This is a genomic window from Streptomyces sp. AM8-1-1, assembly GCF_032229325.1.
Taxonomy (GTDB): domain Bacteria; phylum Actinomycetota; class Actinomycetes; order Streptomycetales; family Streptomycetaceae; genus Streptomyces; species Streptomyces achmelvichensis.
This window is the reverse complement of sequence record NZ_CP135086.1, coordinates 5,182,394-5,205,702: the sequence shown is the minus strand read 5'-3', so window position 1 is coordinate 5,205,702 and position 23,309 is coordinate 5,182,394. Positions and strand designations below refer to the sequence as shown.

General features: G+C 71.7%; 23 protein-coding genes. 7 read left to right on the top strand and 16 right to left on the bottom strand.

The window, feature by feature from the left end; all coding sequences use genetic code 11:
* Positions 1-2 precede the first annotated feature (2 nt).
* From RPQ07_RS23470 to RPQ07_RS23435, 8 genes are all read right to left on the bottom strand, one after another.
* A complete protein-coding gene (locus RPQ07_RS23470; RefSeq protein ID WP_313946149.1) occupies positions 3-800 on the bottom strand; it encodes an ABC transporter permease in 798 nt (265 codons plus the stop codon).
* Positions 787-1,668, bottom strand: a complete 882-nt coding sequence (locus RPQ07_RS23465; RefSeq protein ID WP_313946148.1) for a 2-aminoethylphosphonate ABC transporter permease subunit — start codon at positions 1,666-1,668, stop codon at positions 787-789. Before RPQ07_RS23465 ends, RPQ07_RS23470 begins: the two co-directional genes overlap by 14 nt.
* A complete protein-coding gene (locus RPQ07_RS23460) occupies positions 1,652-2,725 on the bottom strand; it encodes an ABC transporter ATP-binding protein (protein WP_313946147.1) in 1,074 nt (357 codons plus the stop codon). Before RPQ07_RS23460 ends, RPQ07_RS23465 begins: the two co-directional genes overlap by 17 nt.
* Positions 2,722-3,399 carry a phosphonatase-like hydrolase gene (locus RPQ07_RS23455; protein ID WP_313946146.1) on the bottom strand — a complete coding sequence of 226 codons (678 nt, stop codon included), beginning with the start codon at positions 3,397-3,399 and terminating at the stop codon, positions 2,722-2,724. Before RPQ07_RS23455 ends, RPQ07_RS23460 begins: the two co-directional genes overlap by 4 nt.
* Positions 3,400-3,405: 6 nt before the next feature.
* Positions 3,406-4,527, bottom strand: coding sequence for a TIGR03364 family FAD-dependent oxidoreductase (locus tag RPQ07_RS23450; protein ID WP_313946145.1), 1,122 nt, complete (start codon positions 4,525-4,527; stop codon positions 3,406-3,408).
* Between the two features lie 171 nt (positions 4,528-4,698).
* Positions 4,699-5,463: a GntR family transcriptional regulator gene (locus tag RPQ07_RS23445; RefSeq protein ID WP_313946144.1), complete on the bottom strand. Its 765-nt coding sequence runs from the start codon at positions 5,461-5,463 to the stop codon at positions 4,699-4,701.
* 30 nt (positions 5,464-5,493) lie between these two features.
* Positions 5,494-6,411: a hypothetical protein gene (locus RPQ07_RS23440; protein WP_313946143.1), complete on the bottom strand. Its 918-nt coding sequence runs from the start codon at positions 6,409-6,411 to the stop codon at positions 5,494-5,496.
* A gap of 111 nt (positions 6,412-6,522) precedes the next feature.
* Entirely contained in the window at positions 6,523-7,959 is a 1,437-nt protein-coding gene (locus RPQ07_RS23435) for an ROK family protein (RefSeq protein WP_413777769.1), read from the bottom strand.
* A gap of 56 nt (positions 7,960-8,015) precedes the next feature.
* Between RPQ07_RS23435 and RPQ07_RS23430 the strand changes: the two genes are divergently transcribed.
* Positions 8,016-9,101 (top strand): Gfo/Idh/MocA family oxidoreductase, encoded by a 1,086-nt coding sequence (locus RPQ07_RS23430; RefSeq protein ID WP_313946142.1) that lies wholly within the window; start codon positions 8,016-8,018, stop codon positions 9,099-9,101.
* Complete coding sequence (locus RPQ07_RS23425) at positions 9,098-9,580, top strand: heme-degrading domain-containing protein (protein WP_313946141.1); 483 nt, start codon at positions 9,098-9,100, stop codon at positions 9,578-9,580. Before RPQ07_RS23430 ends, RPQ07_RS23425 begins: the two co-directional genes overlap by 4 nt.
* Positions 9,581-10,115: 535 nt before the next feature.
* Here RPQ07_RS23425 and RPQ07_RS23420 read toward each other — a convergent pair.
* The 6 genes from RPQ07_RS23420 to RPQ07_RS23395 form a co-directional block, all read right to left on the bottom strand.
* Positions 10,116-10,973 (bottom strand): fumarylacetoacetate hydrolase family protein, encoded by an 858-nt coding sequence (locus RPQ07_RS23420; RefSeq protein ID WP_313946140.1) that lies wholly within the window; start codon positions 10,971-10,973, stop codon positions 10,116-10,118.
* Between the two features lie 126 nt (positions 10,974-11,099).
* Positions 11,100-11,837 carry a YidC/Oxa1 family membrane protein insertase gene (locus RPQ07_RS23415; protein WP_313946139.1) on the bottom strand — a complete coding sequence of 246 codons (738 nt, stop codon included), beginning with the start codon at positions 11,835-11,837 and terminating at the stop codon, positions 11,100-11,102.
* A gap of 248 nt (positions 11,838-12,085) precedes the next feature.
* The gene (locus RPQ07_RS23410) at positions 12,086-12,406 is read right to left on the bottom strand and encodes a DUF6412 domain-containing protein (RefSeq protein ID WP_313948995.1); all 321 of its coding nucleotides are present in this window, start codon (positions 12,404-12,406) and stop codon (positions 12,086-12,088) included.
* 60 nt (positions 12,407-12,466) lie between these two features.
* Complete coding sequence (locus tag RPQ07_RS23405; RefSeq protein ID WP_313946138.1) at positions 12,467-13,975, bottom strand: sodium:solute symporter family protein; 1,509 nt, start codon at positions 13,973-13,975, stop codon at positions 12,467-12,469.
* A complete protein-coding gene (locus RPQ07_RS23400; protein ID WP_313948994.1) occupies positions 13,972-14,130 on the bottom strand; it encodes a DUF3311 domain-containing protein in 159 nt (52 codons plus the stop codon). The genes RPQ07_RS23405 and RPQ07_RS23400 overlap by 4 nt, the downstream gene beginning before the upstream one ends.
* Positions 14,131-14,183: 53 nt before the next feature.
* The gene (locus RPQ07_RS23395) at positions 14,184-14,978 is read right to left on the bottom strand and encodes a class E sortase (protein WP_313946137.1); all 795 of its coding nucleotides are present in this window, start codon (positions 14,976-14,978) and stop codon (positions 14,184-14,186) included.
* 111 nt (positions 14,979-15,089) lie between these two features.
* Here RPQ07_RS23395 and RPQ07_RS23390 point away from each other — a divergent pair, with 111 nt between their 5' ends.
* The 3 genes from RPQ07_RS23390 (at position 15,090) to RPQ07_RS23380 (ending at position 18,018) form a co-directional block, all read left to right on the top strand.
* Positions 15,090-16,103 (top strand): SEC-C domain-containing protein, encoded by a 1,014-nt coding sequence (locus RPQ07_RS23390; RefSeq protein ID WP_313946136.1) that lies wholly within the window; start codon positions 15,090-15,092, stop codon positions 16,101-16,103.
* A gap of 123 nt (positions 16,104-16,226) precedes the next feature.
* The gene (locus tag RPQ07_RS23385; RefSeq protein WP_313946135.1) at positions 16,227-16,655 is read left to right on the top strand and encodes a very short patch repair endonuclease; all 429 of its coding nucleotides are present in this window, start codon (positions 16,227-16,229) and stop codon (positions 16,653-16,655) included.
* A gap of 529 nt (positions 16,656-17,184) precedes the next feature.
* Positions 17,185-18,018: an excalibur calcium-binding domain-containing protein gene (locus RPQ07_RS23380; protein WP_313946134.1), complete on the top strand. Its 834-nt coding sequence runs from the start codon at positions 17,185-17,187 to the stop codon at positions 18,016-18,018.
* Positions 18,019-18,224: 206 nt separating this feature from the next.
* Here RPQ07_RS23380 and RPQ07_RS23375 read toward each other — a convergent pair whose 3' ends face one another.
* Complete coding sequence (locus RPQ07_RS23375; RefSeq protein WP_313946133.1) at positions 18,225-18,725, bottom strand: hypothetical protein; 501 nt, start codon at positions 18,723-18,725, stop codon at positions 18,225-18,227.
* Positions 18,726-18,895: 170 nt separating this feature from the next.
* Between RPQ07_RS23375 and RPQ07_RS23370 the strand changes: the two genes are divergently transcribed.
* Complete coding sequence (locus tag RPQ07_RS23370) at positions 18,896-19,852, top strand: CHRD domain-containing protein (RefSeq protein WP_313946132.1); 957 nt, start codon at positions 18,896-18,898, stop codon at positions 19,850-19,852.
* Between the two features lie 175 nt (positions 19,853-20,027).
* On the opposite strand, the gene RPQ07_RS23365 is transcribed toward RPQ07_RS23370, so the two are convergent.
* Positions 20,028-21,407: a DUF445 domain-containing protein gene (locus tag RPQ07_RS23365; RefSeq protein WP_413777848.1), complete on the bottom strand. Its 1,380-nt coding sequence runs from the start codon at positions 21,405-21,407 to the stop codon at positions 20,028-20,030.
* Positions 21,408-21,866: 459 nt separating this feature from the next.
* Here RPQ07_RS23365 and RPQ07_RS23360 point away from each other — a divergent pair, with 459 nt between their 5' ends.
* Positions 21,867-23,102 carry a GDSL-type esterase/lipase family protein gene (locus tag RPQ07_RS23360; protein WP_313946130.1) on the top strand — a complete coding sequence of 412 codons (1,236 nt, stop codon included), beginning with the start codon at positions 21,867-21,869 and terminating at the stop codon, positions 23,100-23,102.
* Positions 23,103-23,309 lie beyond the last annotated feature (207 nt).

Sequence of the window (23,309 nt, the reverse complement as noted above, 5' to 3'; positions counted from 1 at the left end):
CCTTAGCGGAATGAGGCCTTGGTACGGATGCGGGAGAGGGCGAGCAGGACGAGCAGCGTGGTCGCCATGAGGACGACCGCGACGGCCGAGCCGGTGAAGAGGGACCCGCGGTCGGTGGCGGTGAAGATGAGCACCGGGAGCGGCATCCAGTCCGGCGGGTAGAGCATCATCGTGGCGCTCAACTCGCCCATGGACAGGGCGAAGCAGAGCCCCGCGGCCGCGTTCAGCGACGGCAGCAGGAGCGGCAGTCTCACGCGGAGCAGGACGTACAGGGGCCGGGCGCCGAGACTGGCCGCGGCCTGCTCGTACATGGGGTCGAGACGGGTGACGGCGGCGGCGACCGACTGGTAGGCGAACGCGGTGACCAGGACGGTGTGCGCGAGGATCACGATCCAGCGGGTGCCGTTGAGCAGCATCGGGGGCCGGGAGAAGGCGACCAGGACCGCGAGGCCGACGACGACCGAGGGGACGGCGACCGGCAGCACGAACAGCGCGTCGAGCAGCCTGCGTCCACGCTTCTTCAGACCGGCGGCGGCGAGTGCGGCCCAGCTGCCGACGGTCAGCGCGAGCAGGCTCGCGGTCACCGCGGTGACCAGACTGGTGGTCAGGGCCCGCAACGACTCCCCGCGCACCGCCGACGTGTAGTGGGCGGCGGTCGGCCCGGAGGGGAAGGCGCCGGACCAGTTCGTGGAGAACGACGCGATGACGATGACGAGCAGCGGCAGCGCGAACAGCGGCACGAACAGGAGAAGGAAGAGGGCCCAGCAGGCCCACGTGCCCTTGCGGCTATGCACCAACACGACGGCTGACCATTCGGTAGAGGCTGTAGAGGCCGACGGAGATCGCGATGTTGACCACGGCGACCACGCAGGCGGCGGGGTAGTCGGACTCGAGGATCGCCTTGCCGTAGACGAGCATCGGCAGCGTGGTGACGTCCTTGGCCCCGGTGAACAGGACGATCCCGAACTCGTTCAGGCACATGACGAGCACGAGGCTGCCGCCGGCGCCGAGCGCGGGCAGCGCCTCGGGCAGGATCACCTGCCGGACGATGCGGGCCGGCTTCGCCCCGAGCGAGGAGGCGACCTCCAGCTGCGCGGTGTCGATCTGCGAGAACGCGGCGAGCAGCGGACGCATCACGAACGGCGTGAAGTACGTGATCTCCGCGAGGAGTACGCCCCACGGAGTGGTGAGGAACCGGAACGGTCCGCTGCCCGCCCCGGTGACGTCCGTCCACACCCCGTTGGCCATCCCGACCGTGCCGTAGACGAACAGCAGCGCGAGCGTGATCAGGAAGGACGGGAAGGAGAGGAAGACGTCGATGAACTTGGCGACGGCCTTCCCGCCGGGGAACGGGACGAAGGCGATGATCAGCGCGAGGGCGAACCCGAGGACGAGACAGCCGGCGGTGGCGCCGACGGCGAGCCACACCGTCGTGGAGAGCGCTTCGCGGAAGGCGTCGGAGCCGAAGACCCGTCCGTAGGCGCCCGGTTCGAGCGACTCCTGCACCACGAGCGCGAGGGGGTAGAGGAAGACGAGAGCGAGGACCGCGACGGGCGGCAGGCTCCACAGGGCCGCGGCGGGCACCCTGCGCACCGGGGCCGTACGGGCGGGCGCCGGGGCCGGGGCCGGGCGCTCCGCCACCATCACGGACTCAGCCGGACCGGTCATGGCCGACCCCCGCTCCCAGCAGCACCGCATCCTCCGGCGCGAAGTGGACGGTCACGTCCTCACCCAGCAGCGGGACCGCCCGCAGCTCGCGGACATCGGCCGTGACCCGGTGTCCGTCGACCTCGACGTACAGCCGGTGGGTCGCGCCCCGCCACTGCACTTCGGCGACGCGTCCGCGCAGGGCGTTGGGCCCCTCGCCCAGGCCGACGAGATGCGGGCGTACGCACAGGGTGGCGCCCGCGCCGGGCGCGGCTTCCCCGACGGCCACGTCGAGTGCGGCGCCCTGGAAGGAGACCCCCCGGTCCGCCACGGTCACCGGCAGCAGATTCGCGTTGCCGACGAACGAGGCCGTGAACTCGGTCGTCGGCCGCCGGTAGAGGTCCTGCGGGGTGCCGCAGTCCTGGAGCCGCGCCTTGTCCAGCACCGCGATGCGGTCCGCCAGCGTCAGCGCCTCCACCTGGTCGTGGGTGACGTACAGGATCGAGACATCGGGCAACTCGCGGTGCAGCCGGGCCAGTTCGGCCAGCATCCCGGACCTGAGCTGCGCGTCCAGCGCGGACAGCGGTTCGTCCAGGAGCAGCACCCCGGGACGGATCGCGAGCGCCCGGGCGATCGCCACACGCTGCTGCTGCCCGCCGGAGAGCTCCCGCGGATGGCGCTGCGCGTACGCCGCCATCCCCGTCATCTCCAGCGCCTCGGCGACCCGCCCGGCGATCTCGCGCCGCGGTGTCTTCCGGGCCCTGAGACCGAAGGCCACGTTGTCGGCGACCTTCATGTGCGGGAAGAGCGCGTACTGCTGGACCACCATCCCGATCCCGCGCCGGTGCGGCGGCAGGCCCGTGACATCGCGGTCGCCGATGAGGATCCGCCCCGAGGACGGCTGCACGAAGCCCGCGACCGCGCGCAGGGCGGTGGTCTTGCCGGAGCCCGAGGGGCCGAGCAGGGCCATGACCTCGCCGGGTTCGACGGTGAGGTCGAACGAGTCCAGAACCGTGTTCCTACCGCTGCCCGAGCCGTAGACGACCGAGACGTTCTCGAAACGGATGCCGCTGCTCATCGGTCGTCCACCCCGGCGAGCAGATCCGGCAACTCGGCCACGGACGCGAGCACATGGGTCGCTCCGTGGTCCAGCAGCTGCGTCCTGTCGTGCGCTCCCGTGAGCACACCCGCGACGACGCCCGCCCCGGACCGCACTCCGCTGAGCATGTCGTACGACGTGTCGCCCGCGACCGCTATCTCGCTGACGCCGTCCACCGCACCCGTCCGCAGGAAGGCGGCGAGCACCATGTCCGGGTAGGGGCGTCCGCGGCCGCCCGCGTCGGCCGGGCAGAGCGTGAGCTCCACCAGGTCCTGCCAGCCGAGCGCGGCGAGGATCGCGTCCTGGGTCGTGCGGGCGAAACCGGTGGTCAGCACCACGGTGCGACCCTGGGACCGCAGCTTCTCGACGGCTTCGGCCGCGCCGGGGACCGGGGCGATCCGTCCGGCGCCCACCAGTTCTCCGTAGGCCTCCTCGAAGGCGCGGTTGGCCTGCTGTGCGCACTCCTCGCTGCCGAAGAGGTGCCGGAACACGGAGATCTTCGACTCGCCCATGGTGGCGCGGACATGGCCGATCATCGCTTCGGGCGCCTCACCGAGGCGTTCGGCGGCCGCGGCGAAGGCCTGCTCGACCAGTCCGCCGTCGGCGACCGTCGTACCGGCCATGTCCAGGACGACGAGGTTCGTTCGGGTCATCAGTAATCACCAGCCCAGTTCGTTCGCGGTCTTCTCGGCGATCGCCGGCGAGCAGGTCATGCCACGCCCGCCGGGACCGGTCACCAGCCACACGCCGTCACGCACCTGCTCCCGGTGGACGACACGACTCGTGTCGGTGCACTGCGCGTACACCCCGGCCCACCGGCGGCGGACCTTCGGCAGCGGCCGGCCGAGGAACGACTCGACCACGCCGGTGAGGTGTTCGTAGGGGTCGTCGAGGGTGTCGAAGGCGAAGGGGTGCTCGTACTCGTGGGTGTCACCGATGGTCAGCCCGCCGTCGCGGCGCTGCACCATCAGGAGCTGCATCCTGTGCTCGGCGGCCGTCGGGGCCTGCGCCTGACCGGCGTTCAGCGCGTCCAGCGCCTCACTCGCGTAGGCGGGGTAGTAGCGGAAGCTGTCGGCGTCGGCGACGGAGGTGGTCAGCGGCTCGCCGAGTGGGTCGGTCTGCATCATCTGGAGCCGGACGCGGCGGACGGGGAGGGCGGGGGCGAGTTCGCGGACGAGCCCGGAGAGTGCGGCGCCCGGGCACAGCACGACGGCGTCACCGGTGTGCACATCGCCGTGGTCGTCGCGGACGGATGCCTCACCCACCACGTCACGGACCTCGCGCCCGCCGAGGTAGGTGTACCGGCCCGACTCCAGCAGGGCCTTCTTCAGGGCCAGTTGGGCGGGCCGCGGCTCCACCGCCGCGTCCCGCTCGCACCACAGGGCGGCGATGAACCGGCCCCGCAGCGCGGGGTTGATGTCGCGCGCCTCGGCGGTGGTGACGAGCTTGTAGCCGCGGGCCGCGGCGTCGGGGCGGGCGACCGCCGCTTCGGCGACGGCCAGTTCCCGCTCGTTGCGCACGGGGGTGAGCGAACCGATGGCCCGGAAGCCGAGCTCCGGCACGCGCCGCCCGATGGACTGCCACAACTCACGGGCGCGCAGGGCGGTTTCGAGCTCCTCCCCGCCCGCGCGACCGCTCACCCAGATCTGTCCGAAGTTGCGCAGACTCGCGCCCCGGGCCTCCTGCTCCCGCTCGATCTGTACGACCTCGTGGCCGCGTTCCACTGCGTGCCAGGCGTGCATGGTTCCCACCACGCCGGCTCCTACGACGATGACTCTCACGGCCGCAACGCTGCTCGCGGCCGGTGTCCCGTTCGGGGACGACCGGCAACGGGACGGTGAACGGGCCGTCAAACTTGGACTAGACCCGTTACCATTCCGTGATAATGCGAGGGGTCCGGTACGGGTCGCGTGCGGGTCGCCCGCCGGCCGTCGGGCAGGTGTCGCGGCCGGTCAGCCGCCGTTGCCGAGATGGGTGGTGAAGCTGAAGCGGTCGCCCCGGTACAGCGTCCGTACGCGCTCCAGCGGACTGCCGTCCGGGTCGCGCGACAGACGGTGGAGCAGCAGCATCGGCAGCGCCGGCGGCGTACCGATCAGCAACGCCTCGCGCGGTGTGGCCAGCACCGTCTCGATCCGCTCGTCCGCGTCGCCGAAGGCGATGGACAGCCGCTCCCGCAGATAGGCGTAGAAGGAGGAGTCGGGGTCGAAGTCGGCGTCCAGGCGCGGCACCCGGGCGACGGTGACGTACGTGCTCTCCAGCCCGACGCGCTCGTCGTCGGCGAGCAGCACCCGCTCCATGTGCCACACCGGCTCGCCGACGCTCGCGCCGATCTCCGCCGCCAGCGCCGCCGAGCAGGGAAAGCGGTCCAGGCCGATGAGATTACGGCCGGGCCTGCGGCCCTGCCTGCGCACACCTTCGGTGTAGCTCGCGAGCGAGAGCGGCTGCTCCAGTTTGGGGCCGGCGACGACGGTGCCGCGGCCCTGACGGCGCAGCCGTCCCTCCAGCAGGAGTTCGCGCAGCGCTTGGCGCACGGTCTCGCGCGACACCGCGAACCGCAGCGCGAGATCACGTTCGGTCGGCAGCGGGTCGCCCTCGGCCGACTCGTCGACGAGCGCGGAGACACGAGCCTTGACCGCGTAGTACTTGGGGATGCGTCCGTGCTCCGGAATGCCGGAGCGGACAGGGGCGCCGGGCGCCTGGTCGTTCGGGTAGTCCACCGCCCGATGCTCGCAGACGCATATGAACGATCAGCGGCGGCCCGTCCGCAGCTTCCTGGAGGCCAGCACCACGACGGCACTTCCCAGCAGGATCGTGCCGAGGGCCATGCCGAGACGGGCCAGCGCCCCGGTGCCCGTGGTGGCGAGCTCGTCGCGGGTGACCGAGAGGCCGGAACCGTCGTCGTCCATGACGGCGAAGCGGTAGTCGGCCGACTCGCCGACCCAGTCGCCGTCGTCGCCGCGCCGCTGGACGACGGCGGCATTGACGGTGACCTGGTTCGGCGGGGTGTCGGCGGTCAGCGCGAACCGGACGCGGACGGTGACGGTCGCGCGGGCGGGCACCGCGAAACCGGCGAACGCGCCGTCGTCGAGCACGCCCACGACCTCGTCCTGGGCGGTGGTCTCCAGGGACGCGGGCCGCCAGCGCGAGGCGTCCTCGTCGTAGAACTCGAGCGTGACCCTGGGCGGGGTCAGCCCGCGGTCCCGCGCGGCGAAGACGATCACCGGGTGGATGTTGCGGCAGGGTTCCGCGGTGGTGTTGGCGAGGTCGACGGACCACTGCTCGAAGCCGCCGCCGGGGTGGTGCACTGGCGGGCCGCCGTGGATACGGGAGTCGATCGGGAAGCTCTTGGCGGCCACCGCGCCGCAGGTGGGCTCATCCCCGGGGGCGCGGACGGCGGTGACGCCGACGGCGGCCTTGTCCGCTGTGGCGTTGCTTGATGTGGCCTTGTCCGCTGTGGCATTGCTTGATGTGGCCTTGTTCGCGGTGATGTTGCTGGGGGTGGCCTGGTTGGCGGCGGCATTGCCCGGGGCGGCCTGGTTGGCGGCGGTCTCGGAGACAGCGGCCCGCACGGCCGGGTCGGCGGTGGCGGCCGCCGGGGCCGCGAGGGCGGCGGGGACGACGGTGGCCGCGGCGGCGCCGGCGGCGAGGACATTGCGCAGTCGCATGGCTGACCTTTGCTGTTCGGCCGGTGCGGGCAGGGGACGTGGGCGCGACCCTGCCACGCGGGCGCCCGGTGACCCGGGAGGCACGTCCCCGAACGGCCGAACTCCGCCCTATCAGCGTATTTTCTGCCCGGTACGCGAGGGCGGGAGCGGTGGCGAGAAAGCGGCCTCGGCCCGCCCGAACACCGGGGCGAGCACGAGCTGTGCCGCGCCCTGCGCGACCGTGTGCGGACCACCGTTCGCGAGCTCCACCGGCACGGGCGCCTGCTCGCCCACTCCGCGGACGAAGGTGCCTGCCGCGCCCTCGACGACCCGGCCTCCGAGCAGGACGCGGTCGATGTCCAGCAGCTCCACGAGGTTGGCGGCGCCGACGCCGAGGATCCGCGCCGCTCCCGCGAGGTCCCCGTCGGCGACGGCCTCCAGACAGAGCGCCTCGATACACCCCCGCCGGCCGCACCCGCACGACGGCCCGTCGAGTTGCACGACCTGATGCCCGAACTCCCCGGCCCCGGTCCGCGCCCCGCGGTAGAGCCCGCCGCCGAGCACGAGACCCGCCCCGAGCCCGGTCCCCAGATGCAGATACGCGAACGAGTCCCCGCTCCCCTGCAGCGCGAGCCCGAGGGCTGCGGCATTGGTCTGGAGGGCGAGGCCGAGAGCGGCGGCGTTGGTGTCCTTGTCGAGCGCGACGGGCAGCCCGAGCCGCTCGGCGAGAGCGTCCCGCAGGGGAAAACCGTCCCACTGCGGGAACCCGGTGACGCGATGGGGGATGCCGGAGGTGTGATCGAGCGGTCCGGGCATGGCGACGCCGACACCGAGGACACGGTGGGAGGTGTGGGTGTCGGGACCGGATTCGGCGGGCTGCGGGGCAGGTTGGGCCGGCCAGGGAGCCGGTCCGGGTCCGGCGACCGATCCGGCAGGTCCGGGGGCCGGCGTGGCGGGCAGTTGGGCGGGCACGCAACCCGGGTGCCTTGCGGACACCTGCCCCGCGGACGACCGCCCGGTGGAGAGCGGCCCGGACAGCGGCCCGGCGGACAGGGCCCCGCCCGGGTCGGAGGCGGTCAGCAGGGACTCCACCTCGACGGCCACCGCCTCCACCACCGCTTCCGCGCCGGCCCCCAGATCCAGCGGCACCACGCGCCGGCCGACGAGGACGCCCGCCAGGTCCAGCAGCACCACGGTCAGCTCGTCACGGTCCAGGTGCAGCCCCACGGCGTGCGCCGCCGGAGGGACCAGACGCAGGACCGTACGCGGCTTCCCGCCGGTGGAGGCGCGGTAGCCCGCCTCCGCCACCAGCCCGCTCCCCCGCAGCCGCGCCGTGATCTTGCTGACCGCCTGAGGGGTGAGCCCGGTGCCCTCCGCCAGTTCGAGACGGCTGATCCCGCCCTCGCCCGCCACACGCAACAGCTCCAGCACACGCGCCGCGTTCGCGCTGCGCAGTCCCGACAGGCCGGGAAGTTCGGGCAGCTCGGCCCCCGACGGCCCCCCGCTGCCGAGGCCGCGTCCGTTCCCCTGCCCGGTCCCGTGTCCGTAACCGCTCCCGTTGGTGTTCACGCCACCTATTCTCCCCCTCGCTTGCACTTTGGCAACACCGTTGCTTAAGTGGGACCATGACTGGCACCGGCACTCCCCTCCGCGTCGGACTCGTCGGCTACGGCCTGGCGGGCTCCGTCTTCCACGCCCCGCTGATCGCGGCCACCGAGGGCCTCGTCCTCGACACGATCGTCACGTCGAACCCGGAGCGGCAGGAGCAGGCCCGCGCCGAGTTCCCGGATGTGCGCTTCGTGGCCACGCCCGACGAGCTGTGGGCCCACGCCGGCGAACTCGACCTCGTCGTGATCGCCTCCCCGAACAAGACCCACGTCCCCGTCGCCACCGCCGCCCTCGAAGCGGGTCTCTCGGTGGTCGTGGACAAGCCGATCGCCGGCACCGCCGCTGAGGCGCGTGAGCTCGCCGCGCTCGCTGAGGCCCGCGGTCTGCTGCTCTCCGTCTTCCAGAACCGCCGCTGGGACAACGACTTCCTCACCCTCCGCAAGCTGATCGCGGACGGCTCGCTCGGTGAGGTCCAGCGCTTCGAGTCCCGCTTCGAGCGGTGGCGCCCACAGCTCAAGGGCGGCTGGCGCGAGTCGGGCGACCCGCAGGAGATCGGCGGTCTGCTGTACGACCTCGGCAGCCACCTCGTCGACCAGGCCCTGACGCTGTTCGGCCCCGTCACCCGCGTGTACGCGGAGTCCGACCTGCGCCGGCCCGGCGCAAAGGCCGACGACGACACCTTCTTCGCGCTCACCCACGCGAACGGCGTCCGCTCGCACCTCTACGCCAGCGCCACCACCGCCCAGCTCGGCCCGCGCTTCCGGGTCCTCGGCTCGGCCGCCGGATATGTGAAGTACGGCCTGGACCCGCAGGAAGCCGACCTCCGCGACGGCAAGCGCCCGGACACCCACAAGCCGTGGGGCGTGGAGGACGAGTCGCAGTGGGGCCGGCTCGGCGGCGGAGAGTCACCGCTCACGGGCGGCGGCGACCCGGTGGAGACGCTCCCGGGCGACTACCCTGCGTACTATGCGGCCGTTGCCGACGCCCTGCGCAACGGCACTCCCCCGCCGGTCACCGCCGAGCAGGCGGCCGCCGCGCTCGAGGTCCTGGAGGCCGCGCGCCGCTCCGCCCGTGAGGGCGTCACCGTGGAGGTGTCCGTATGACAACGCCCCCCACCATCCATGAGCTGGTCGACCAGGAACGCCGTCTGACCCTGCGCCGGTTCAACCACGCCGACGCGTGGGCCCTCGGCAGCATGCTGGTCGAGATGGCGCACCTGCGGGAGGCCCCGGTGGCCATCGACATCCGCCGCGGCGCGCAGCAGCTGTTCCACTGCGCGCTGCCGGGTTCGAGCGCGGACAACGACGCCTGGATCGACCGCAAGCGGCGGGTCGTCGAGCGCTACGGCGAGAGCTCGTTCCTGGTCGGCACGCGGCACCGGGAGAAGGGCACGACGTTCGAGGAGTCGTCCCGCCTGGACCCGGACACGTACGCGGCGCACGGCGGATCGTTCCCGATCACGGTCGAGGGCGCGGGAGTGATCGGCACGGTCACGGTCTCGGGCCTCCCCCAGGCAGAGGACCACGCGATGGTGGTGGACGCCCTCTCCCGCTTCCTGGCCTCCACCCCACCGGGCACCTGACCGGGCCACGCCCAGCCCGTCCGGCAATTGCAGGTCAACGGCCGCAGGCCAAGGGCGCCCAGCCACATCCAGCCCGTCCGGCGCTTGAGGACAACGGCCGCAGGCCATGCACACCCCCGGGCAGGCAGCTCGAATCGACCGCCAAATCCGGGGCCAGCCGGCTCCTCAGGAACCGGCCACAAGCAAAGGGCGCCCAGCCAAAACCAGCCTGTCCGGCGCTTGAGGACAACGGCCGCAGGCCGTGCCACCCCACGAGCCGAACCATCCGAACCAGTCCAACCAAAACCAGCCCGTCCGGCGCTTGAGGACACGGCCGCAGGCCGTACCTGCCCACGGACGGGGGCCCGGACCTCCGGCCCCAGCACACTGCCCCGGCGCCGGAACCCGAAGCCCGCACCCCGGGCCCGGGGGCCAGCCCCGCACCCCCGGCCCGAAGCCGACATCGCCCCCCGACCCGGGGTCGGCCCCCCCGAAGCCCACCCCCAGGCCCCGGGGGGCCGACCCCGCACCCCCAACCCCCGCGCCGCCAGGCGCGCTACGCGTCCTTGAGGTCCTGCCGCTGCCTCCCCAGCCCCTCGACCTCCAGCTCCACCACGTCCCCCGCCCGCAGATACGGCTTCGGTTCCGGCTGCCCCATCGCCACCCCCGCCGGCGTACCCGTGTTGATCACGTCTCCCGGGTACAGCGTCATGAACTGGCTGACGTACCGCACCACCTCGGCCACCGGGAAGATCTGGTCGGCCGTCGAGCCGTTCTGCTTCAGCTCGCCGTTCACCCACAGCCGCAGGCTCAGTGCCTGCGGGTCCGGTACCTCGTCCGCCGTCACCAGCCAGGGGCCCAGCGGGTTGAACGTCTCGCAGTTCTTGCCCTTGTCCCACGTACCACCGCGCTCGATCTGGAACTCGCGCTCGGACACGTCGTGCGAGATCGCGTATCCGGCGACGTACGACAGCGGGTCCTCGTCGTCCTCCAGATAGCGCGCCGTACGCCCGATGACGACCGCGAGCTCGACCTCCCAGTCGGTCTTGCGGCTGCGGCGCGGCACGAGCACCGTGTCGTTCGGCCCGACGACCGTGTCCGCCGCCTTGAAGAAGACGACGGGCTCCGCGGGGGCCTCCGCCCCCGTCTCGGCCGCGTGGTCGTGGTAGTTCAGCCCGATGCACACGACCTTGCCGATCCGGGCGAGCGGCGGGCCGGTGCGCAGCCCGTCGGCGGCGAGCGCGGGCAGCTCGCCGGCCTGGGCCGCGGCCCGGATCCGGGCCAGGGCGGAGGCGTCGGCGAGCAGCTCTCCGTCGATGTCCGTGACGAGGCCGGACAGGTCGCGCAGGGTCCCGTCCACGTCGAGCAGGGCCGGGCGCTCGGCGCCCGAGGTGCCGACACGCAGCAGCTTCATGGTCTGTCTCCCCTGGTTCGGTGCGAGCCCGGACGATGGGTAGCGGCCATCGGAGGGGTTCGGAGGATTGGCTGATCCTCCAAGACATCGGATCACTCCGCAAGACCCCGTTCACAACCTGGACTGTTACGCGGCGGTAGCCAGCGCGCCGGCCGTCGGCATGTCCCGGTAGAGGACCGTCCGCTCGACCGCGGTCCAGGCCGTGCTGGTGACGACGTACAGCGCGGCGGCGAGCGGCACCACAGCTACGGTGATCAGCGTCGCGAAGGACATCAGCGGCATGATCTTCATCATCGCGCCCATACCCGGGGCGTCCCCCTGCGGCAGCGGCGAGGCCGCCATCTGACGCTTCGTACGCCGGAAGTTGAAGATCGCGACGCCTGTGACGACCGCGAAGAGCACGAGGTACACGAGGCCCGCACCTCCGAACACCCCGCCGTGTGCGAGGGCATCCGCCCAGCGGTCGCCGAGGGGGGCGTCGAAGAGGGTGTGGCCGAGCAGACGGTTGGGCTCCCCGCCGATCCGGCTGCTGGAGAACAGGTGGTACATCAGGAAGAACGCCGGCAGCTGCAACAGGCTCGGCAGGCACCCGGAGAGCGGCGAGACCTTCTCCTTGGTGTGCAGCTCCAGCATCGCCTTCTGCAGGCGCTCGGGGTTCTTGCCGTGCTTCTTGCGCAGTTCGGCGATCTGCGGCGAGAGCCGGGCCTTGGCCTTCTGCCCCCGCGCGGCGGCACGTGAGAGGGGGTGGACGGTGAGCCGTACGAGTGCGGTGAACAGGACGATCGCGGCGGCTGTCGCCGATGCGTGGAAGAGCGGCTGGAGCAGGTCGGCGAGCTGCTCGACCAGGTTGGCGAATACGGACATGGGTGAGCCCTCCGTGGGTCTCGTCGTGCCGGGATGCGGTCATGGCGGCATGACGACCCGCGAGGGGGCGCGGAGGCTGCGGAAGTGCCGGGCCGGCGCGAGCGGTCCATCGCTCGAGCGATCCGGCGCGCACGATCCGTTCGCACGCCAGTCGCACGCAGGCGGTCCGGCGCGCGATCCGTCGCACGCAAACAGCCCGGAAGCGAGTGATCCGGCGGCGAGCGGGCCTGCGGCGAGCGGTTGCGCCCCTACGCGGTCGTCAGGACGAGACGCCCGGGAGCCCTGGGCCTGGTGCGGCCCCGTGCATCCGGATCCCGCTGCGGCAGGAACGCGGTGCGCCGCCGCCGGTCACGCAGAGCGGTACGCACCCGGGTGACGGGCACGGCCGGCACGCAGCGCGCGCTGATGAGGGCACAGACGACCAGTGCCGAACCGGCCGAGGCCGTGGCGGTCGCGGCGAGCGCGACGGCGGCGGAGAGGCTGCTGCCGTCGGCGATCAGGATCTCGAAGAGCAGGAACAGCGCGAACGCGGAGGGGTGCACCCATCGCGACAGCCGGCGGCCGTCCATGTGCTCCCACCTCACTTCCTCGCTCTGCTGCCCGAACACCTTCGGGACACCTTCCAGCCGTTATACAGGATGCGCCTCGCGGGAGGGATCGGCCGCAGGGAGGGGATCCTCGGCGAGCACCTCCCCGTCGGGCCGTGGATCACGGTCGGCCGGGCGCGCGTACGTCCCTGCCAGCGCGACCGCCAGATTCGCGGCGAGGGCGACGATGCCCGCGTTCATGCCCCACACCGGATCGCGCCCGGTGAAGACGAGCACGCACACGATCGTCACCCCCACGGCGAGACCGGCCAGCGCACCCGCGAACGTGAGCCGCCGCCACACCAGCCCGAGCAGCAGCATGGGCAGGAGCTGCGCCATCCCCTCGTACGAGATGAGGGACAGCCGTACGAGCGTGTTGGGGGCGATGTACGTCAGCAGCAGGGCGATCGCGCCGGCCGCCACGACGACGATCTGGGCCGCACCCTTCTGCCGCTCGCGCAGCGCGGGCACCAGGGAGAGGACGCTGCGTCCCCACATGGTGCCGATGACGAGCATGAAGACCGCCATCGGCACGATGGACGACAGCGCCGCCGCCACCCCGACGATCCCGACCGCCCAGGCCGGCAGCGAGTCCACGACGAGTTCGAAGAGGGCCAGGTTGGACTCCGCGCCGACGAGTCCCGGCACGACGAAGAGGGCCGCCATGCCGAGGAGCATGGGCACGAAGAGCAGGACGTTGTAGGCGGGCAGCCACATCGCGTTGCGGCGCAGGGCGTCGGCGTTGCGCGCGCCGAGGTAGCCGGCGACGGTGGTCGGGAAGATCACGACGGTCAGGGAGTTGAGCAGGGTTGTGGTGGCGAACCACAGCTCCCCGAAACCGCCGCCCCCGTGCCCGGGCAGCATCAGCCACTCGCTCTTCTCCGCGACGAGCCGCCCGAGGAACTCCTCGTAGCCTCCGAAGTAGTGCTGGGGCACATAGATCGCGAGGAAGCCCAGGGTCGCGATGACGAGCACGTCCTTGAGGACGGACACCCAGGCGCTGCCACGCAGCCCGCTCACCACGACGAAGCCGGTGGTGACGGCGAAGGCCAGGAAGTAGGCCCAGTTGAGGCTGATGGCACCGTAGGAGATGGTCGAGACGACGACACCCATGCCGGTGATCTGGAGCTGGATGTAGGGGAGCAGGAAGACGGTGGCGAGGAAGGCGACCAGGGCACCGAGCCAGGGCCGGTCGTAGCGGTGGGCGACCATATCGGTGATCCCCACCAGACCGTGCTTGCGGGCATAGGCCCACAACATGGGCCCGACGACGTAACCGACGGCGTAGCCGCAGGACATGTACGCCACCACATACAGCACGGGTGAGCCGTAGTTGTAGCCCCAGCCCGCGGCCCCCAGATAGCTGAAACTCGTATAGCCCTCGCCGGCCATCAGCACCCAGATGAAGACGGCCCCGAGGCTGCGCCCGCCGACGGACCACTCGGCGAGCCCGCCGCTCCCACCGCCCCGCCCGCGTACGGCGAGGAGCCCGAGAGCGACGGTGCCGATCATGAAGAGGCCGAAGATCGAGGTGGCGACGGCGGCGTTCACCTGCGGTCCCCCCGCCGGGCGAGCCAGACGGCGAGCGGAGTGAGCAGCGTCGCCCCGAGCAGCCAGACGAAGAGGAACGGCAACCCGAGCACGACGGGCCGCACACGGTTGACCAGCGGCAGCGCACCGACGAACAGGACGTACGGCACGAGCAGCCACAGCAGTTGAGGACGACGCTTGAGCACGTCAGGACCCTAGTCGTGACGCGCTAACGCGGCCGCATCGACGTGAGCTTCCCCCAGACGATCAACCGGTACCGGGAGCTGTACTCCGGGGTGCAGGTGGTGAGGGTCAGGTAGTAACCGGGCGCGCTGTACCCGGCGGACGGCGTGACGAGACTGCGGGGAACGGGCCGGATGACGCCGGTGTCCCGGGGGCTCGTCCGGGTGAGGGCCCGGTCGACGGCGTACACGTACACCGCGCTCCGCGTCTCGACCCGTATCTCGTCCCCCTTGCGCAGCCGGTCGATGTGCCGGAAGGGCTCGCCGTGGGTGTTGCGATGCCCGGCGACGGCGAAGTTGCCACCGCCTCCGGGGTGTGCGGTGCCGGGATAGTGCCCGATGTACCCCTTGTCCAGGACGCCCTGTTTGCTGATTCCTTGGGCGACGGGGGCCACGACACCGAGGCGCGGGATGCGCAGGACGGCGTACGCCTGGTCCCAGCGGGGCGCGGGCGGGCGTACGGACTCCCGTTCGCGAGGCCCGGGGTCGCGTCCCCCGCCCTCGGCGACCGGCGGATCCTCGCCACCCGGCGGCTCCCCGGACGGCGCGACCTCCGGGGCCTGACCGACGGAGGCGTCCCACTCACGCTCCAGGGCGTGAACGCGGCGCTCGGCCCCCTCGCGAGCCTGCCGGTTGGTCCACCACAACTGGTGCACCACCAGCAGAAGCACCACGACGCCGAGTGTGACGGTGATCTCGGCAACGACCCACAGCGCACCCGCGAACCGGGCTCGCCTCCGCGAGCCGCGCCCCTGGACCACGACCGGTATCCGCTCCCGCACGGGCGCAGGTTAGGCGCTGATCGCCGAAGTCACCAGAGTGGTACACAGCACGTCCGCCATCACGCGAACGTGCCCCCCGCCGAACCCCCGTACGGCAGTACCGTGTCCCCCATGCGCCCCGACACGCCTGCCGATCACAACGCCGAAGCCGAGCGCCTGCTGCGTACCGCGACGCAGTACCCCGAGGACAACGAGTCGCTGCTGCTCCAGGCCGCGGCCCACCTCGAACTGGCCGGCGACCGCGAAAGCGCCTCCAGCCTCTACGACCGCCTCCTCGCCGACGGCCCCGAGCGCCCCCTGCTCGTCAAGGCTCTCCAGGCGGCGAACCTGTGGGAGTACGGCCACGAGGCCGAGGCCCGCGCCCTGATCACCGGCATCCGCACGGCGGCCCCCGCGGACCCGGCCCCGTGGGAGATCATCGCCGAGACGCTGGAGTCCCACGACGAGCTCGAGGCGTCCCACGACTGCTTCACCACAGCGATCACGCTGCTCCTCACCCCCGGCGACGACGACGTCCCCTACGACACCCAGTCCCTGCTGACCGGCCGCCACCGCGTGCGCCGCATGCTGGGCCGCGCCCACGACAACTGGGACGCGCTCGCGGACAAGGTCCACACGGCCCACGCGTCGATCTCCCTGGACGAACTCCACGACCCGAACCGCCTGTGGGCCCTGGGCTCGAACAACCCGGCCGAACTCCAGGCCGAAATCGCCCGCCTCCGCTCGGAACTGGGCTCCTACCGCTCGGCCCTGTCCCGCCCCTTCCCGGTGGCGGTGCTCCACTGGCCGGAGGGCGAACTGTCGGAACTCCTGACGGCGTACCCCGAACTCGAATCCGAGTACCCGACCCACACGGCCCACCTGACGGACATCGAGGCCTCGCTCCGCGATCTGTCCTCCACGGGCACGGCCAACCTGGGCATCGTGACGGCGACGGTCCCGTCCTACGAGGCGTTCGCGGCCTCGGAACAGTCCTCCCCGTCGAACGCGGACCTGCTCCCGCAGTACGCGACGACGCTGGCGGCGAGGGGCAAGGCGATGGCGTGGCCGCCGGCGAAGGGGGCGGACTGCTGGTGCGGGTCGGGGAGGGCGTACAGGGGGTGTCACGGGGCGCTGGAGTTCTGAGCGTGGGTCGACAGTCAGGCTTTCGCCCGCAGGCTTCTCGTACCATCGAATGGGCGGACGTTCAGGGCGTCCAAGTCGGCTCGTTCCGTCCCAGCCTTGGTACACGAGGTGAGTAGGAAGGCCATGACCGCAGCAAAGCCGTCCTCACCGACCGTGTCCGCACGCATGAGCCGCCAGACCAGCCGGAACACCACACCGGAGATGGCGGTACGCAAGATCCTGCATGCGGCTGGACTTCGGTACCGCCTCCACGTCGGCGTTCCTGGCATGCCACGCCGGACGATCGACATCGCATTCCCGGGCGCCAAGGTCGCGGTCTTCCTGGACGGCTGCTTCTGGCACGGCTGCCCCGAGCACGCCACACAGCCAAAGGCCAACGCAGCATGGTGGCGGGAGAAGCTCGACAGAAACATGGCCCGCGATCTGGAGACGAACAGGCAACTACAGACGGCGGGTTGGCGAGTCCTTCGGTTCTGGGAGCACGAAGATCCCAGCGCTGTGGCCGCGATCATCGCCATGGCCAAGCAATCACAGTCACCCCCACCCGCTTGAGCAGCAGAGAGCACGGGCCCCAACCAGCCCGAACAGCATCATCCCGACAGGAGTCGTGGCCGATGGACGAGGGCTCAGCGGTCAGCACCAAGCACCAAGCACCAAGCACCAAGCACCTACACGATCATCGAGCAGCTCCTCCGGCGGCATGACGTGGAACCACGCGTATCGCGAGCCTTCGACAGCCCCTGACCTCGGGACCCGAGAACACACTCCCCTGGCGCACCGGCCCGCGAGCCGAGGGCAAGAACACCGAGTCGCCTGGTGGTATGCAGCGACACGCCACATCGAGGGCGTTGCAGGCATAGCCGCCATCGAGCCCTCAACGCCGCGCCGCGCCCCTCACGCCTGCAGAGGCACCCGCCACGGCACCCCCACCCCCCTTCGCCGTATCCACAGTCACCCACCGTCACCCCCCGCACACCCCCATCACAACTCAGCCACAAACATCCCCACTTACCCCATCACCCGTTAACCGGAATGAAATGCTCAGGCCCCTCAGTCCGGATCCGTCAGCCTTGGGGGGCACATGACTCGGATACGTACGCAGGGGCGCATCGCCGTGGCCGCAGTTGGTGTCGTGATGGCGGTGGTGGGGGTCGCCGGGTGTGGGGGTGAGAGTGCTCAGGACGCCGAGCCCGCCGCCGAGCAGGTCGCGAGCGCGTCCGCGGCCGCCGAGCCTGCGCCCTCCGCCAAGGCTCTGCTCGAGCTCGTCGACGACCAGGAGAGCGCCGGCGATGAGGAGATCGTCGTCCAAGTGCTCCAGAACGACACCGTCACCCTCGGCAGCGGGACCAGCGGAAATGTGCAGATGGTCCTCGACGACGAGACCTTCGCCGTCACCGTGGACTCGCCTCCCGCCCATGGCACCGCCACCGTCGACGGCAACACCATCGTGTACAAGGCAGTTGCCGGGTACGACGGCGAGGACACCTTCACGTACAAGGTGGATGTGACCGGGAGCGAGGCCGTGTCCGGGACCGCCGTGGTGCGGATCACCGTGGACGCGCCCGCGCCGCCGGCGAAGCCCGCCGCGCCCAAGAAGCCCGCCGTGCCGGCGACGTTGTATGCCAACTGCGCCGCCGCCGAGGCCGCCGGTGCCGCGCCCGTCGAGGTCGGCGACCCGGGCTACGGACGCCATCTGGACCGGGACGGTGACGGCGTGGGGTGTGAGCCGTACTCCGGCGGGGGCGGTTCGTCCGGCGGGAGTTCCGGGGGCGGCTCCACGGGCGGTGGAGGCGGCAGTGTCTCGTACGCCAACTGCTCCGAGGTGCGGGCCGCGGGTGCCGCGCCCATCCGTACCGGTGACCCCGGCTACGGGCGCCACCTCGACCGGGACGGCGACGGCGTCGCCTGCGAGTGAGGACGATTGCCGCGCCGCATTCCCGGTGGCCGTCAGCGGCGGGGGATGTCGGCCTCCGGCCACCGGGAATGGGCAGGGCTGCGGCGGCCGGGAGGGACGACCCGGCCGCCGCAGGTTCATGGGGTGGAACGAATTCCCAAAGCATTCCCCCGCATTCGGGAATTCATCAGGTCCGGATTCTGTAACGGAATGATGAGTTTCTCGTATCAGACCGCCTTCTTGACGAGCTTTCCGTCCGCCGCGACCACGAACCACTCGCCGTCCAGGCCCTGCCCGTTGACGTCTCCGGCGGTCGCGTCGCCGACGTAGTAGTACAACGGCCAGTCCCCGTACACCGCCTGCTCGGCCCCCTCGCCGAGCTTCGCCTCCTTGAGGAGGTCCGGCTGCACGCCGGTGCCCGGGGTGACGTCCTTGGCGGAGGTGAGGGCCGGCCAGACCGCGATGCAGTCGGCGTCGCACCCGCTGCTTCCGGGCTTGTCCTTGGTGAATCCATACAGCGTACGGCCCGATTCGTCGACGAGGATCTTGCCGACCGGCGAGTCCGCGATCTTGATGACGGCGCCCGCCGCGGGCTTCGCGGCGCCCCCGGCCGCCGCGCCCGGCTCCGGATCCGACGCCCCGTCCGAACCGCCGCACGCGCTGAGCGTGAGCAGCGCGAGCGCGGCAGCGGAGACGGCGGCGGGCATGGTGAAGCGGTTCCTGCTCATGGTTGTTCCCCCGGTTGTTGGGTGTGCCGTGGTCTGCCCGGTTGTACGGCGGCAACTGATCGGTGGTTCAACTGAATTGCAGAAATTTCGCGTTGAACAACCCGCGCCGGAGACGCGTACCTCCATGCGACCGACCCGACCAGTCGGCCTCAACGGGAGGAACAAGAACAATGAACAAGCGATTCATTTCTGTGGCGGCAAGTGCAATGGTGCTCGGTGTTGCGGGTGTTACTCCCGCAATCGCTCACGGGGGCGGCCACGGCAACGGACACGGCACGCAGCAGGGCGGAAGCAGCAGCGCGGCGAGCACGTTCACCAAGCCGTCCACGGGACGCGCCCTCACCTTCGCCGTCGAGCTGTCGGGCGCCGACGAGGTGCCCGTCGCGGGCGGGCCCGCGGTCAACGACCCGGACGGCAAGGCCGTCGCGCTGGTGAAGGTGAAGGGCGACCGGGTCACCTTCGCCCTCCGGTGGAAGGGCTTCGTGCCGAGCCTCGGGCACATCCACCAGGGTGCGGCCGGGAAGAACGGCGAGGTCAAGGTGCCGCTGTTCGGTACGGCGATGCCCGACTCCGTACACTCCGCGGCCGGGCAGGTGGCCCTGACGGACGCCAAGTTGGCGCGCGACATCCGTAACCACCCCGCGGGCTTCTACGTGAACCTGCACAGCGCCGAGTTCCCGGGCGGTGCCGTACGGGGGCAGCTCAAGCCGCTGCACAAGAACATCAACCCGCTCGACATCATCAAGGGCGGCAAGCTGCGGGCGCTGTCCAACGGGGCCCAGGAAGTGCCGAAGAACGACGCCTCCAAGGTCGGCGACCCGGACGGGCACGCGGTGACGTTCATCCACCCCAAGGGCACGGACGTCGACTACTCGCTGGCCTGGATCAACCTCAAGAGCCCGACCAAGGGGCACATCCACAAGGGCGCGTTCGGCAAGAACGGCGACGTCGTCTTCGACTTCTTCAACCGGCCCGTGCCGGACGGGATCTTCGCCGTCTCCGGCAGGATCACGGGCCAGAACCCGGACGTCGTCCAGCGCGTCCGCGCCAACCCGCGCAACTACTACTCCAACATCCACACCGCCGAGTTCGCCGACGGCGCGGTCCGCGGGCAGCTCTTCCACTGACAGGGAGCCAGTGCGAAAACCGGGGCGCGACGGCCCGGTGAGGGAGGCGCGGTGGGCGTACGGCGGTCCGGTCGCGGAGCCGTCCGGCGGGCGTTGAACACATCCGCCCCGCCGTCCGTACTCCCTCACACCTCCCCTGAGTGTCTGGGCGGGTGACGGGTCAGGAAGGGGCCCGTCACCCGCCCAGCGCGTGTGCCACGGTGTAGATCAGCAGCCCGGCGAGCGCACCGACGACCGTGCCGTTGATCCGGATGAACTGAAGGTCCCTTCCGATGTGCGCCTCGATCTTGCGCGAGGTGTGCTCGGCGTCCCAGCTCGCGACGGTGTCCGAGATCAGTGAGGTGATCTCGGCGCGGTACGTCGTCACCACGTACACCGCCGCGTCCTCGATCCACCCCTCCAGCTTCGACTGGAGCCGGCCGTCGGAGGCGAGGCGCGCCCCCAGGGACAGCAGCGAGGAGCGGGCCCGCAGCCGCAGCTCGCTGCGGTCGTCCTCGGCCGCCGACATGATCATGGCGCGTACGGAGGACCACGCCGACGCGATCACGTCCTGGACCTCGGAGCGGGCCAGCAGGTCCGACTTCATCCGCTCCACGCGGGCGCGGGTGTCCGTGTCCGACTGGAGGTCCGCGGCGAAGTCCGTCAGGAAGCGGTCGATCGCGCCGCGGGCCGGGTGGCCGGGCATGTCCCGCATCTCGGTCACGAACCGCAGCAGCTCCCGGTACACCCGCTCGCCGACCTTCCGGTCCACGAACCGCGGGGTCCAGCCGGGGGCGCCGCCCTCGACGGCGTCCATCACGGAGTCCGAGTGCAGGACCAGCCAGTCGTGCGCACGGGCGCAGACGAGGTCGACGGCGCGGTGGTGGGCGCCGTCCGCCACCACCTTCTGGAGGGTCTTGCCGACGCCGGGCGCGATCTCGGCGTTGTCCGCGCGCCGGGTGATCGCCTCGCCGACGACGGCCTGGACGTCGGAGTCCCGCAGGACGGTGAGCGCGCCGCGCAGCGCGGTGGAGAGCTCGGCGGTGACGCGGTCGGCGTGGGCGGGCTCGGCGAGCCAGGAGCCGAGGCGGCCACCGATACCGAGGGCGCGCAGACGGGCACGTACGACGTCCCCGGAGAGGAAGTTCTCGCCGACGAAGGAGCCGAGCGAGGCGCCGAGCTGGTCCTTCTTGTTGGGGATGATCGCGGTGTGCGGGATGGGGATGCCGAGCGGGTGGCGGAACAGGGCGGTGACGGCGAACCAGTCGGCGAGGGCACCGACCATGCCGGCCTCCGCCGCGGCGGCGACATAGCCGGTCCAGGGGCCGGCGCCGGCCTTGCCCGCCCAGGTGGCGAGAGCGAAGACGATCGCGACGAAGACCAGCAGCCCGAGCGCGGTGAGCTTCATGCGCCGTACGCCGCGCTGCTTCTCCTCGTCGGCCTCGGTGTACGCGAATCCGGGGAGCGTGGTCCGGGTACGGGCGCCCCGGGCGCCGCGGCCCGGCGCAGCCCCCGCCCCGGAGGTCGCTCGGGAGGCCCGCCCGGAGGTCGTCGCGTCGTCGCTCGAAGAACCCACCACGGAGCCGTCCGAGCCCGGAGCGGCGCGCGAAGAGCCCGACGCCGAGCCCGCGGAGGCCGCCGCACCGTCCGAACCCGCCGGCCCGTCCGCCGAGCCCGCCGCTCCTTCCGCCTGATCCGCGGAGCGCGGGGCCCTCTCCGCCGAGCCCCCCGAACTCGTCGCGGCGCCCGGGGAAGCCTTTGCGCCCCCGATCGCGCCGCCCGCACCAGCCGTACGCTCCTTTTGCCCCGCGCCGCCCCCATCCCCCGGCCCGGCGGCCCGCCCAGGCCGCCGCGCGCGGGCGTCCTCGCCGCCCGCAGCCGCAGTGGCCTGCGTCTTCTCCGGATCGTCCGGTCCATCTCGCTCTGTGTGGTTCATCCGCTCCACCCGTCCGCGCGCACCCCGTACGCATAGTCCCTACCCCAGGTACTCCTGGGGCGCATCACGAGTTCCCACGCCATATCGGATGATGTGTTCATGAACATGCGTCGCGGATACGCGACTCTCGCCGGCGTCACCGCCGTCATCGTCCTCATCTGCAGCGCGATATACCTCGGAGTCGAGGCAGCCCAGGGCCGCACGGCCGTCCGGACGGCCGTGGGCTCACCCGCCGTCTGGGTCGGGACCTGGGCCGCCGCGCCCGTGCAGGCCGACCTCCAGGACACCGCCCGCGGCGACCGGTCCGTACGCAACGTCGTCCACACCAGTATCGGCGGATCCGCCGCCCGGCTCACGCTCTCCAACCTCGCCGGACGCGAGCCGCTGCACATCGCCCGGGTCTCCCTCGCGCTGCGCGCGGGCACGACCGCCGCGGCCGTCCCCGGCACCCTGCGGCGGGTGACGTTCCGCAAGGCGGAGGCCGTCACGATCGCCCCGGGCGGGCAGTTCGTCAGCGACCCGGTCACGCTGGGAATCCCGTACGACGGCGATCTGCTGGTCAGCATCCACACACCGGCCGACGGGCCGGTCACCCTCCACCCGCGGGCACGGCAGACCTCGTACCTCGCCGACGGCGACCGTACGGACGACGTCTCCGGCGACACCTACACCGAGCAGACCTTCGCCTGGCGGCATCTGACCGCCGTCGACGTGCTGACGCAGGACGTCCGGGGCGCCGTGGTCACCATCGGGGACTCGATCACCGACGGGGTGACCTCCACCATCGACACCAACCGCCGCTGGCCCGACCGGCTCTTCGAGCGGCTGAACGCCCACGGCACCGAGCAGTTCGCCGTGATCAACCAGGGCATCAGCGGCAACCGGCTCCTGCTCGAAGGGCGCGGCCCCAGCGCACTCGCCCGCTTCGACCGCGATGTGCTCGCGCGCCCCGGCGTCCGGACCGTGATCGTCGCGATCGGCATCAACGACCTGCTGCGGGCCTCCTACGAGCCGGACGCGGCCTCGGTCACGGCAGGACTCACCCAGCTGGCCCGCCGGGCACAGGCGCGCGATCTGCGGGTCCTGGGGGCGACCCTGCTGCCCTGCGCGGGACACGACCGCTGCACCCGCGCCGTGCAGGAGGCACGGCAGGACATCAACGCCGCCGTCCGCGGCGGGCGGATCTTCGACGGGGTGGTGGACTTCGACCGGGCGCTGCGGGATCCGTACGCACCGGGACGGCTGCTGCCGCGGTACGACTCGGGGGACCATCTGCACCCGAGCGACGCGGGCTTCGCACGCATGGCGACGGCGGTGGACCCGGCGCGGCTGTGAGACGCCGGGCCGCACGGGCTGATCCGCGCAGCATCGGTCGGGGGCCGCTCGACGGGTACATGTCCCGTCGAGGGGGCGCGTCACGACCGTGGACGCGCCCGGCTCCCGGCCCGGAGACCCGCCGGCACCGTCAGGACGTCAGCCGCGACTCAGCTCCACCGGACGACGGGGCTCGGCGGCGACTCAGCGCGCCGGACCCGGCCCCCG